Source organism: Pantoea sp. ME81 (assembly GCF_903970985.1).
Classification (GTDB): domain Bacteria; phylum Pseudomonadota; class Gammaproteobacteria; order Enterobacterales; family Enterobacteriaceae; genus Pantoea; species Pantoea communis.
Map to the genome: position 1 here is coordinate 1 of NZ_CAJCKS010000154.1, position 11,538 is coordinate 11,538.

An 11,538-nucleotide genomic window follows, 5' to 3' on the forward strand; every position below is an offset into this window, starting at 1 on the left:
CTCATTACTGACACCACAAGATCTGCTGTCCCGCTATCTGAACGACAGCCCGGCTAAAGAAGGATTGGCGATGTCCTGCGGCGCGCTGGGTGCGATTGGCGGTATTCGTCCCTCCAGTGAATTCCGCATGGCGCTGCACGATCCCCAATTGAACCGCACGCTGGAACACGCTTACTGCACTGGCGCGCTGCCAGTGGTCGCTTAAGGAGCATGCTAATGACCACACTCTGGCAAGCAAGTCAGCAGCTTCAGGCCGGCAACGCGTCTCCTGAGGTTTTCACTCAATCGGCACTGCGCGCAGCGCAGGATCCGTTAAAAGAGGGGGATCTTGTTTTCACCACCCGCTATGCCACCCAGGCCGCTCAACAGTCAACAGCAGCGAGTGCACGCTGGCAAACCCAGCAAGCCCTCAGTGCTATTGATGGGCTGCCTGTCAGCATCAAAGATCTGTTTGATGTGCAAAGCGAGCCAACCACGGCGGGTTCACATTTGCTCCTGAATGCAGAACCGGCGGCAGCGAATGCCCATGTAGTCGATCGCTTACATCACGCAGGGGCGGCGATTGTCGGTAAAACCAACATGACCGAATTTGCCTTTTCCGGGTTGGGCATCAATCCGCATTACGGCACGCCGGCCAATCCGTGGCGTCGCGAAGACAAACGCATTCCGGGTGGTTCTTCTTCTGGTGCGGCTGTCGCCGTGGCAGACGGCATGTGCCTGGGCGCTATCGGCACTGACACGGGTGGTTCGGTGCGCATTCCTGCTGCGCTATGCGGCTTGACCGGCTTTAAACCCACCGCGAATCGCATCAACCAGGTGGGTACGTTACCGCTCTCTGCCTCGCTCGACAGCATCGGCGTGATTGCCCATGACGTGCGCAGCTGCTGGCTGCTGGACAGTGTCATCGCGGAACAGCCGCTTGAACTCCAGCAGGTGGAGTTACGCAGTGCTCGTTTCGCTATCCCGCAGACCCGCGTGCTGGAGGGACTCGACGAAGACGTTGCGCTGGCCTGGAAGCACGCTATCGCGGTGCTGGAACAGGCGGGGGCCACCCTCATTGCACTGCCGCTTGAAGAGCTGGATGAGTTGAACATTATGAATGCGCGTGGCGGCATTACTGCTTACGAGGCATGGCAGTGGCATCAACAATCCGCACTGGCGCAACCCGAAGCTTACGATCCTCAAGTGTTAGTGCGTGTGCAGCGCGGCAGTTTGCTGACGGAGCAAGATGCCAGTGAACTTCATCAACAGCGCAAAGCGTGGCAGCACCGCATTAATAGCGCGCTGGCAGACTTTGACGCCTTACTCATGCCCACCGTTCCGCGTATCGCACCGACCCTCGCTTCTCTGGAGGATGCGCAGCAGTACATGGAGGTCAACGCGCTGATGCTGCGTAACACCAGCGTAATCAACATGCTGGACGGCTGTGCACTCTCTTTACCCTGCCATCAAACCGGTAGTGCGCCGGTTGGCCTAAGCCTTGCTTCTGTTCATGGTGATGACGCCCGCTTAATCAGCTGGTCGCTCGCCGTGGAAACTGCCCTCAACTGGAGATCCTGATGATGACTCAATCCCACGGCATGCTGTTTGTCGCCACTAACATTGGCGCGGAAGACGAAGCGGACTTCAACCAATGGTATGACCATGAACATGTAGAAGAGCGTGTCGCGATTCGTGGCTTCTTAAGCGGAACGCGCTATCAGGCTATCCATGCCGAGCGCAAATATCTTGGCCTGTATGAAACCGAGGCGCTGGAAGCCTTTACCAGTGCGGATTATCACGCGGCCTTCACGCGCCAGACCGAATGGTCAGTGAAAAATCTGCAAAAGATGGTTAATCCCATGCGTCGGGTCAGCGCGATCACCCATAAGCATGGCAAAGGGACCGGCAGCCATCTGGCGGTGGTGACGCTGAAAGCGCTGGATGCCAGCGTGTTGACTGCGTGGCAGCAGCAAATTAGCCATACCCCGGGCTATGTTGCCTCCAGTCTACTGACCCCGGATGTGGTGCTCAGTTCTCCGTTGCCGATGGAGAGTAAAGGACAGCGGCAGATGCTACCGATGCTACTGATTCACTGCAGTGACGCATCAAGCTGTGACCAACTGGCCGCACACGCGGCGGAATTGATGACCGGCGATGTTCAACGCTATGCCTTTAGCTGGCAGTTAACCAAACAGGAGTTGGCACATGGCTAATACAGACTCTTCATTGCAGCAGACGGTGCGTGATAAGCGCACGGCGTCGAAAACCGGGCGCCTGGCCGCTGCCAGTTCCATCGGCACAGCGCTGGAATGGTACGACTTCACCGTTTACAACATCATGGCAGCCTTGGTGTTTAACCATGTGTTCTTCCCCAGTTTTGATCCGCTGGTTGGCACCATTCTGGCATTTTCGACCTATGCGGTAGGTTACATTTCACGTCCGCTGGGCGGTTTTGTGTTTGGTCATCTGGGGGATGTCGCAGGGCGCAAAGCCGTGTTGATCATCACGCTGGTGATCATGGGCGTCACCACCGCCTTAATGGGCTTGCTGCCAGGCTATGCGGTGTGGGGCATCTGGAGTCCGGTGCTGTTGGTCGCGCTGCGTTTTGTGCAGGGCATTGCGCTGGGCGGTGAATGGGCGGGTGCCGTTTTACTGTCGATGGAGCACGGTGATGCTGATAAACGTGGGCGTAATGCATCTTTTGCACAGGTGGGGCCTTCCTGCGGCACATTGATTGGCACCGGGTTTATCACCCTGGTGACGGTGATGATCAGCGCCGATCAGTTCCAGGCATGGGGCTGGCGCATTCCGTTCCTGCTGAGTCTGCTGCTGGTGCTATTTGGATTGTGGCTGCGTCGTGGTGTGGAAGAGACACCGACCTTTGTCGCGATGCAGGCTGCGGAAAAAACGACGCATACGCCACTGAAAGAAGTGTTCGTCAACTATCCGAAACAGCTGCTGATTGCGGGGGGATCGCGTATCGGTTCCGATGTGCTCTACGCGCTGGTGGTGGTATTTACCCTGACGTACGTCACCACCGTATTACAGCTGCCACGCCCGCTGGCATTAATGGCCACGATGTTGGGCGCAATAGGGAATGCGATCACCGTCCCGATGTTTGGCGCGCTATCTGATAAATGGGGACGCCGCCCGGTTTACATCACCGGCGCAGTGTTGGCGATCATCTGGTCGTTCGTGTTCTTCTTGCTCCTGGACAGCACGCAGCCGGTGCTGATTGTGCTGGCGGTGATAGGTGGTCTGCTGATCCATGCGATCATGTATGGCCCACAGGCCGCGTTCGTCACTGAGCAGTTTCCCAGCCACGTTCGCTATGCCGGGTCATCACTGGCCTACACGCTGGCAGGTATTGTTGGCGGCGGATTTGCGCCGTTGATCATCACCACGCTCTATAAAGAAATGGGCAGTACGCTGTGGGTGTCGCTGTACGTTACGCTGGCGCTGCTGATTACGCTGTTTGCCTTGTGGAAGGCAAAAGAGACGGCGCATAAGCCGTTGTAATTTAAACAATCGCGCCGTTACCGCGGCGCGATACATCTGGCATTAAAATTCTGCCGATTTTGCTCTTATAGGCCTTTTGAAACAGAATCGAAAAAATGTGATGTTATTTTTAAAGCTTGATAGAATATGAAGTTATATCCGAAAGGTAATCGCAAAACGGAGAGGGCTAAATGAGTAATAACAGAAATGAGCAGGCCACCTATGCAAAGCCATCTCGTGCGGACATTACCCGCTCTGTCGCAACGTCAACGGCGGTGGAAACAGGGCAGCCATCAGCTAAAATTGAAGCCTCACTTGAAGCCGCTCGAAAGAAATTCGCACATCTTCGCCTGGCTTAGTGGCTTCTCAATGCCTCCCATACCCAATGCTGCATTGGCTCGTAATTCAGTGACATACCTGAATGTATAGCTGAAATGTATTGGGCTTTATTACATTCCCAGCTTTGATAATTCAAGGTCTTATAACCAGCCTGAACTGCCATCACATCGGCTAAAAGTCGTGATAATCGTCCATTACCTTCTCTAAATGGATGGATCAATATTAGCTCGACATGCGTAATTGCAATTGCTTCGATGAGTTGTTCTTCGCTCATGATTGAGCAAGGCGTGTATTTTGAAAGATACTTCGAATCGAAATCGTTCAGCAGTTTTGGCAATTGAGCGGAAGGCGCAAACATAAAGCCGCCTTTGCTAATGTTTACTGTCCTCTCTTGTCCAGCCCATGCGTAAATGTTGCCTAACCAACGGTGATGCCAGGATTTAATCATCGCCACATCAATGTGTTTCATAGGAAATTGTTCTTCGAAAACTGAGCGATAGAGCTGCTCTAACAAAACCAGCTCGGCACCATCCATTTCTTCAGCATTAGTGATCCCAAGTTTATTTTGAAGAACCTGCTCGCAAGACTCATTCTCATACTTACCCTCACTACTTGAAACGTTGTATCGATTCATGATTTAGCTCGAAATAAGTTAAGGTGTGAGGTAATCATAACCTCCGGGAAATAATGCAACAATAACCTTTAAATCAGCGCATTACTGTTATGGTGTAAGAATGAGCTTTTCTTCAATTTTTGTGATCACTCTTTGAATATTAATGTTTAATTACATATGCATGAATATGCATATCATCGCAGTCAAATTTTGCACACTCACACATATTCCCACCAATCGTTGACCAACCGCAAATTTCTGTCATCTCAATCATTACTCTCAGGCTAACGATCCCACTTTCAGGTTGATTGATGCCATCACCGCTTAAGACCACACTTTCCTGCGTTGACGTAATCAAGCGATTCGCTCATTCAGGAGGTTAGTCATGTCATCAGGACAACAAACGGCGCGGGTGTGGAATACGCGCCGTACCGAGAAACAACGGCGACAGGCGTCGTTGCCGGTGCAGGGCAAAGTATTACCCACCGATCAGATGGTGGAGATGCTGGAAAAGTTAGTCTCGCCGGGCGACCGCGTCGTACTGGAAGGCAATAACCAAAAACAAGCCGATTTCCTCTCGCGTATGCTGGCCGAGGTCAATCCGCAAAAAGTGCACCACCTTCATATGATCATGCCGAGCGTGGGCCGCAGTGAACACCTCGACATCTTCGAAAAAGGCATCGCCCGTAAGCTCGATTTCTCCTTCTCCGGCACGCAAAGTCTGCGCATTTCGCAGCTGCTGGAAGATGCTCAGCTGGAAATCGGTGCGATTCATACCTACATCGAACTCTACTCTCGCCTCTACGTAGACCTCGCACCGAATGTCGCGCTGATCGCCGGATACAAAGCTGACCGTAAAGGCAACCTCTACACCGGGGCGAGCACCGAAGACACGCCAGCGTTGGTCGAAGCCGCAGCCTTCCACGACGGGATTGTGATTGCTCAGGTTAACGAACTGGTGGATGACGAGTGCGATCTGCCGCGCGTGGATATTCCCGGTTCGTGGATCGATTATGTGGTGGTGGCTGACAAACCCTTCTTTATCGAACCGCTGTTTACCCGCGACCCGCGTCTGATCAAACAGGAACACATCCTGATGGCGATGATGGCGATAAAAGGCATCTACGCCGAACATCAGGTGCAATCGCTCAATCACGGCATTGGTTTCAATACCGCCGCCATCGAATTGCTGTTGCCAACCTACGGTGAGCAACTCGGTCTGAAAGGCAAAATCTGTAAACACTGGACGCTGAACCCGCACCCCACCTTAATTCCCGCCATCGAAAGCGGCTGGGTCGAGAGTGTGCACTGCTTCGGTGGTGAGCTGGGGATGGAAGAGTACATCCGCGCGCGCCCGGATATCTTTTTCACCGGGGCCGATGGTTCGATGCGCTCTAACCGCGCCATGTGCCAGCTGGCAGGTCAGTATGCCGTCGATATGTTTATCGGCTCAACGCTGCAAATCGATGGCCTGGCAAATTCCTCAACGGTTACGCGCGGTCGCCTTTCTGGCTTCGGTGGTGCGCCAAATATGGGCCACGATCCGCACGGTCGTCGCCATGCAACTGCCGCCTGGCTGGCAATGAAAAATGGCGAAGATGCCATGGAACGCGGCCGCAAGCTGGTGGTGCAGATGGTGGAAACCTTCCAGGCCGGCGTGAAGCCGACTTTCGTAGAGAAACTCGATGCCATTGAAGTGGCGAAAAACGCCGGGATGCCGCTGGCACCCGTGATGATCTACGGCGATGACGTGACGCACGTATTGACGGAAGAGGGCATTGCCTATCTCTATCGCGCGCAGGATCTCGAAGAGCGTCGGGCGATGGTGGCGGCGGTGGCCGGAATTACCGATATCGGTCTGGGGGTCGATGCCAAACGCGTCGCTGAACTGCGTCGCAGCGGCAAAGTGGTGTTCCCGGAAGATCTCGGCATTCGCCGATCTGATGCCACGCGTTCGCTGCTGGCGGCCGGTAGCGTGGCCGACCTGGTCGAATGGTCTGATGGCCTTTACAACCCACCGGCAAAATTCCGGAGCTGGTAATGAAACGACTTGCGCCGCAATCGGTTGAAAGCCACCTGCATCAACTGGCACAGCACGCCACCGATTGCCTGATCGAAGAAGTGAACCTGACGCCCAAGCCGGGGCTGGTGGATCGTCGCGGCAGCGGTGCACATCAGGATCTCTCGCTGGCGCTGATGGAGCGTTCTGCCCGCAGCCTGACCCCGACCTTTTATGCGCTGGCGCAACAGTGCTGGCAGCGTCCAGCGGATATCGCACTGCGCGAAACCGTTGGCCGTCTGGGCCGCGAAGGGGAACGCCAGATGATGACCGCCACCCACGGGGTGAATACCCATCGTGGCGCCATCTGGGCATTGGGTTTGCTGGTCAGCGCGGCGGCGATGCGCGGCGGTGAGGCAAGCAGCGATCAACTCTGCACTCGTGCCGCTGAACTGGCTTGTTTACCGGATCGCCACGCACCCAAAACCTTCAGTAAAGGGTTACGTGCCGTGCATCGCTTTCAGGTGCCGGGCGCACGTGAAGAAGCGCAACAGGGCTTTCCGCATATCACGCAGCTGGCATTGCCGCAGTTATGGCGCAGCCGTGAATCTGGAGCCAACGAAACCGAGGCGCGGCTTGATGCGCTGATGGCGATTCTGACCTCGCTCAGTGACACCTGCGTGCTCAACCGCTCAGGCATGAACGGTTTGCTGACCTTACAACGTGGTGCGCACGCGGTGTTACAGGCGGGTGGCACTGCGCACATAGCGGGTCGTCAGGCTTTACAACAACTGGATAGCGCGATGCTGGCGCTGAATGCGTCTCCCGGCGGCGCGGCTGATTTACTTGCCGCCACGCTGTTTATCGATCGCGTCAGCATCGCCACTCATTGATTAAGAGGTTGCTATGGAAAAGATAACGTTGTCTTACCCGGCACGTCGCACGCTTAGCGGAAATGCACTGGCGGGCGTAGTGGGATCGGGTGATATGGAAGTGCTGTACCGCGCGGATAACAGCGCTTTGCTCAGCGTGGCGATCACCACCTCGGTGGATAACAGCAAAGCGCGTTGGGACGCGTTGTTCAGCCGCCTGGCGGAACTGACTGAGCTACCGGCGGGCCAACTGGTGATCCACGATTTTGGTGCCACGCCGGGCGTTGCGCGTATTCGTATCGAACAGGTGTTTGAGGAAGTGAACCATGCGTGATGACAGCAGCTTTATCGAATTACGCGCCCGTCAGCGTGCGCTGGCATTGCTGGACAGCGGCAGTGCGCGCGAACTGCTCGATCCGTTCGAAGGTGTGATGTCTCCCTGGTTGGAGAAACAGGGCATTGTGCCGCAGGCCGATGACGGCATGGTGGTGATGAAAGGCACGCTTAACGGCAATCCCACCGTGGTAATTGCCATTGAAGGCACCTTCCAGGGCGGCAGCATGGGGGAAGTCTCCGGCGCAAAAATGGCCGGTGCGCTGGAGTTGGCGGCTGAAGACAATCGCAACGGCATTCCAACCCAGGCCATATTGTGTCTGGAAACCGGCGGTGTGCGCTTGCAGGAAGCCAATTTGGGGCTGGCGGCGATTGCCGATATCCACGCCGCGATTGTCGATCTGCGTCAGTACACGCCGGTGATCGGCATTGTTGCCGGAACCGTCGGCTGCTTCGGCGGGATGTCGATCGCCGCCGCGCTGTGCAGTCACTTGATTGTGACGCGTGAAGCACGTCTGGGACTCAATGGCCCGCAGGTGATTGAGCAGGAAGCGGGCATTGATGAGTATGACTCGCGCGATCGTCCGTTTATCTGGAGCATGACTGGTGGCGAGATTCGCTATCAAAGCGGGCTGGTCGATGCGCTGGTGTCAGACGGTGTCCAGGCGGTGAAAACGGCAGTGGATGCAGCGTTGGCGCAAGGGGTTCCGGCACAGCATCGCAGCGAAAACTATGCATTTTATCTTGAGCGTTTAAGCCATTTCGATACCGCTCAACAGGCCAGCACAGCCACCATTCATCAGGTCTTTACCCCGGAGGTGAAATCATGAGCGCACAAAACAGTCGGGGTGAGCTGTGGCTCAGCCAGTTAACCGGCGGCGCTGCCCGCCACACTGGGCTTTGCCCGTCCGTGCAGGTCGCGGATGCCGAACTTAATGGCGAAACCGCTCGTTTCATTGCTGTCGTTCCGGATGCGCACAATCGCTATCCACGCGCTGCGCAAGGCGAAGTCGGTTTGCTGGAAGGCTGGACGCTGGCAAAAGTGGTGCAAGAGACCATTGCGGAAGACGCCGCAAACGCAGTGAAGCGACCCATCATTGCGGTGATTGATGTGCCAAGTCAGGCTTATGGCCGCCGTGAAGAGGGCTTTGGTATTCATCAGGCCCTGGCGGGCGCTGCGGGTGCTTATGCACAAGCGCGTCTGGCCGGGCATCCAGTGATTGGGCTGATCGTGGGTAAGGCAATGTCCGGCGCGTTTCTGGCGCACGGTTATCAGGCCAATCGACTGATCGCGTTTAACGACCCGGCCGTGCAGGTGCACGCCATGGGCAAAGACTCGGCGGCGCGTATCACCCTGCGCACCGTGGAAGCGCTGGAGAAACTTGCTGCCAGCGTACCGCCGATGGCCTATGACATCGGTAATTACGCCACGCTCGGCCTGTTGTCTTCTCTGCTGGACATCACCCATCCGGATGCGCCGACGGCCGAAGAGGTCACGCGCGTTAGAGCCACACTGGCGGAAGCGATTGACGATACGCGCCGTGTGCCGGGTCGAGGTTCGCGCCTGGCGGCACCGAATCGTCAAAGCTCGGCACTGGTGCGCGAACGTCTGCGCGCCAGTTGGTAATACCCTAATAATAAAAAGCATTAAATCAACCTGCCGGCTGTCAGTATGCCGGACGCACGCGGCGTCCGGCCTCTGCGGCAACTGATAAATTTAACACCATCGCGTCAGTACTCACTCTTTTAATAACAAACAGGTGATTTATGACTTACGTGATTCTGCATGCTCTGGCTCCGATCTTCATTATCATGTTGCTCGGATTCTGGGCCGGCAAAGCCAAAATGGTTGATAACAAGAACGTCTCTTTACTGAATATTTTTGTGATGGATTTTGCGCTGCCCGCCGCGTTGTTCAGCGCCACGGTGCAAACGCCGTGGAGCGGGATCGTAGCGCAGATGCCGCTGATTGTGGTGCTGACGTTAGCGATGTGGATCGCCTATGCGGTGCTCTATTTTGTTGCCACGAAGATTTTCAAGAAATCGCCACAGGATGCGGCGGTGCTGACGCTGACCGTGGCGCTGCCTAACTATGCGGCGCTGGGTTTACCGATTCTCGGCAGCGTAGTGGGCGAGGGCTCAGCAACCTCACTGTCCGTTGCGGTTTCTATTGCCTGCGGGTCGGTACTGATGACACCGTTCTGCCTGCTGATTCTGGAGCGTGAAAAAGCGCGCACCGCCGGGGAAACACAGCGTTCAACGCTGGCGATGCTGCCGGTGTTGATGTGGCGTTCGGTGAAAAAACCGATTGTACTGGGACCGCTATTGGGCGTGGTGCTGTCAGCCATTGGCATCAAAATGCCGGATTTGGTGCTGGCCGCGATCAAACCGCTCGGTCTGGCTGCCACCGCCGCCGCACTGTTCCTGACCGGGGTGATCCTCTCGGCACGTCAGCTGAAAATCAACAGCATGGTGATCAGCTCGACAGTGACCAAACTGCTGATCCAACCGTTACTGGCGTGGGGCATTGTGATGTTGTTTGGTTTGCACGGCACCGTCGCGATCACCGCGATTCTGATGATTGCGCTGTCAGCCGGTTTCTTTGGTGTGGTATTTGGTAATCGCTTTGGTGTGCAGTCACCGGATGCCGAAGCGGTACTGTTGCTGAGTTCGCTGCTGTCGATTGTGTCACTGCCGCTGTTTATTAGCCTAACTTCAGGAATGTAATCATGAATATCCGCCCACACGATCTGCTCTTGCTGCACGCTGATACCACGCTGCTCCACATTAAGGAAAGCTGGGTGGCGCAACAGTGGAACGCTCAGCAGCCGGTCGTGGTGCGGCGTGATGTGATGCGGCAGGATCGCATTCCGATTGGCGTGCGTGGCAGTGCACGCCATCAACGGGCGGCGGGATGGGTGCGGGAGCAGGATGTGCTGCGGATTGATACACCGGAGGGGCTACTGGCGCATGCAAGCGATTCTGTGTTTCGCGCATTACCCACGGTTGAGGCATTGATTCAACTTCATCAGCAGCGCTGGTCATGGTCGTGGGGCGTGACCGGCAGCACGGGATTTGCCTTAGCGACCGGATTGCCGGTGCTGCATGCCTCGAGCGATCTCGACCTGTTAATTCGCGCACCGCAGCCGTTGCAGGCGGAGGAGGTGACGGCCTGGCAGCAACAAGTGTCACGTTTGCCCTGTCGGGCTGATACCCAGGTGGAAACGCCGGTGGGTGCCTTCGCGCTTAATGAGTGGCTGCGCGAGGGGCGCGTATTGCTGAAAACCGCACGCGGTCCACGCCTGACAACGCTTCCCTGGACGGAGGACATAAAATGAAAACGCTGTTCACTTTTCCGGGGCAGGGCACGCAACGGCCTGGCATGCTGCAGTCGCTGGCGCGCGATGAGACCTGGCAAGTGGCGCATGAGGTGCTGGGGGAGGAGTTGATGCAACTCGATTCCCCCGTCGCACTGCAACATACGCGCGCGGTACAACTGGCGCTGCTGATTGCGGGCGTGTCGGCGGCACGCCAGCTGATATCCCGCGGATTACGGCCCGATATGGTGTGTGGCCTGTCGATTGGTGCGTATCCTGCGGCGGTGATCGCAGGGGTTATAGATTTTGCCGATGCTCTGCACCTTGTGGCGCTGCGCGGTGAACTCATGGAGCAGGCGTATCCGCAGGGCTATGGTTTGACGGCTATCAGTGGGATGACGCTGGCGCAAGTTGAAGCGCTGGTAGATGGACAAAACAGTTTCATTGCCAACATTAATGCCGAAACACAGATTGTGATTGCGGGAAGCGATAGTGCCATGGCCGCAGTGGCGCAGCGGGCGCTGGCGCAAGGGGCACAGCGAGCGCAGCGGCTGGCGATCAGCGTGCCTTCACATTGCGCGCTAC

At 56.3% G+C, this 11,538-nt stretch carries 14 protein-coding genes; 13 read left to right on the forward strand and 1 reads right to left on the reverse strand.

The features are described 5' to 3' along the window. The 5 genes from H7A81_RS21380 to H7A81_RS21400 form a co-directional block, all read left to right on the forward strand. Window positions 1–205 (forward strand): DUF2848 family protein (locus tag H7A81_RS21380; protein ID WP_182058656.1); only part of this gene is annotated, 205 nt, incomplete at its 5' end. An 11-nt stretch (window positions 206–216) separates the two neighbouring features. Next, window positions 217–1,560, forward strand: coding sequence for an amidase (locus H7A81_RS21385; protein ID WP_182058657.1), 1,344 nt, complete (start codon window positions 217–219; stop codon window positions 1,558–1,560). Continuing rightward, window positions 1,560–2,195, forward strand: coding sequence for a DUF4286 family protein (locus H7A81_RS21390; RefSeq protein ID WP_182058658.1), 636 nt, complete (start codon window positions 1,560–1,562; stop codon window positions 2,193–2,195). The genes H7A81_RS21385 and H7A81_RS21390 overlap by 1 nt, the downstream gene beginning before the upstream one ends. Beyond that, the gene (locus H7A81_RS21395; protein WP_182058659.1) at window positions 2,188–3,501 is read left to right on the forward strand and encodes an MFS transporter; all 1,314 of its coding nucleotides are present in this window, start codon (window positions 2,188–2,190) and stop codon (window positions 3,499–3,501) included. Before H7A81_RS21390 ends, H7A81_RS21395 begins: the two co-directional genes overlap by 8 nt. Window positions 3,502–3,671: 170 nt before the next feature. Further along, a complete protein-coding gene (locus tag H7A81_RS21400; RefSeq protein ID WP_166932583.1) occupies window positions 3,672–3,839 on the forward strand; it encodes a hypothetical protein in 168 nt (55 codons plus the stop codon). Here the strand turns inward: H7A81_RS21400 and H7A81_RS21405 are convergent. Continuing rightward, the gene (locus H7A81_RS21405; protein WP_166932585.1) at window positions 3,836–4,453 is read right to left on the reverse strand and encodes a Fic family protein; all 618 of its coding nucleotides are present in this window, start codon (window positions 4,451–4,453) and stop codon (window positions 3,836–3,838) included. The two genes, H7A81_RS21400 and H7A81_RS21405, sit on opposite strands and share 4 nt — an antisense overlap. A 364-nt stretch (window positions 4,454–4,817) precedes the next feature. On the opposite strand from H7A81_RS21405, the gene mdcA reads away from it, so the two are divergent. From mdcA to H7A81_RS21445, 8 genes are all read left to right on the forward strand, one after another. Continuing rightward, entirely contained in the window at window positions 4,818–6,473 is a 1,656-nt protein-coding gene (mdcA, locus tag H7A81_RS21410; RefSeq protein WP_182058660.1) for a malonate decarboxylase subunit alpha, read from the forward strand. Beyond that, window positions 6,473–7,324, forward strand: a complete 852-nt coding sequence (locus H7A81_RS21415) for a triphosphoribosyl-dephospho-CoA synthase (RefSeq protein WP_182058661.1) — start codon at window positions 6,473–6,475, stop codon at window positions 7,322–7,324. The genes mdcA and H7A81_RS21415 overlap by 1 nt, the downstream gene beginning before the upstream one ends. A gap of 13 nt (window positions 7,325–7,337) precedes the next feature. Further along, window positions 7,338–7,637, forward strand: coding sequence for a malonate decarboxylase acyl carrier protein (gene mdcC / locus H7A81_RS21420; protein WP_160834100.1), 300 nt, complete (start codon window positions 7,338–7,340; stop codon window positions 7,635–7,637). Beyond that, window positions 7,630–8,466 (forward strand): biotin-independent malonate decarboxylase subunit beta, encoded by an 837-nt coding sequence (locus tag H7A81_RS21425; protein WP_182058662.1) that lies wholly within the window; start codon window positions 7,630–7,632, stop codon window positions 8,464–8,466. The genes mdcC and H7A81_RS21425 overlap by 8 nt, the downstream gene beginning before the upstream one ends. Then, on the forward strand, window positions 8,463–9,263 hold the full coding sequence (mdcE, locus tag H7A81_RS21430; RefSeq protein WP_182058663.1) for a biotin-independent malonate decarboxylase subunit gamma: 801 nt from the start codon (window positions 8,463–8,465) through the stop codon (window positions 9,261–9,263). Before H7A81_RS21425 ends, mdcE begins: the two co-directional genes overlap by 4 nt. A 140-nt stretch (window positions 9,264–9,403) precedes the next feature. Continuing rightward, window positions 9,404–10,363, forward strand: a complete 960-nt coding sequence (locus tag H7A81_RS21435; protein WP_166932595.1) for an AEC family transporter — start codon at window positions 9,404–9,406, stop codon at window positions 10,361–10,363. Window positions 10,364–10,365: 2 nt separating this feature from the next. Next, window positions 10,366–10,974, forward strand: coding sequence for a malonate decarboxylase holo-ACP synthase (locus tag H7A81_RS21440; protein ID WP_182058664.1), 609 nt, complete (start codon window positions 10,366–10,368; stop codon window positions 10,972–10,974). Continuing rightward, on the forward strand, window positions 10,971–11,538 hold a 568-nt coding region (locus H7A81_RS21445; protein WP_182058665.1), incomplete at its 3' end, for an ACP S-malonyltransferase. The genes H7A81_RS21440 and H7A81_RS21445, both read left to right, overlap by 4 nt.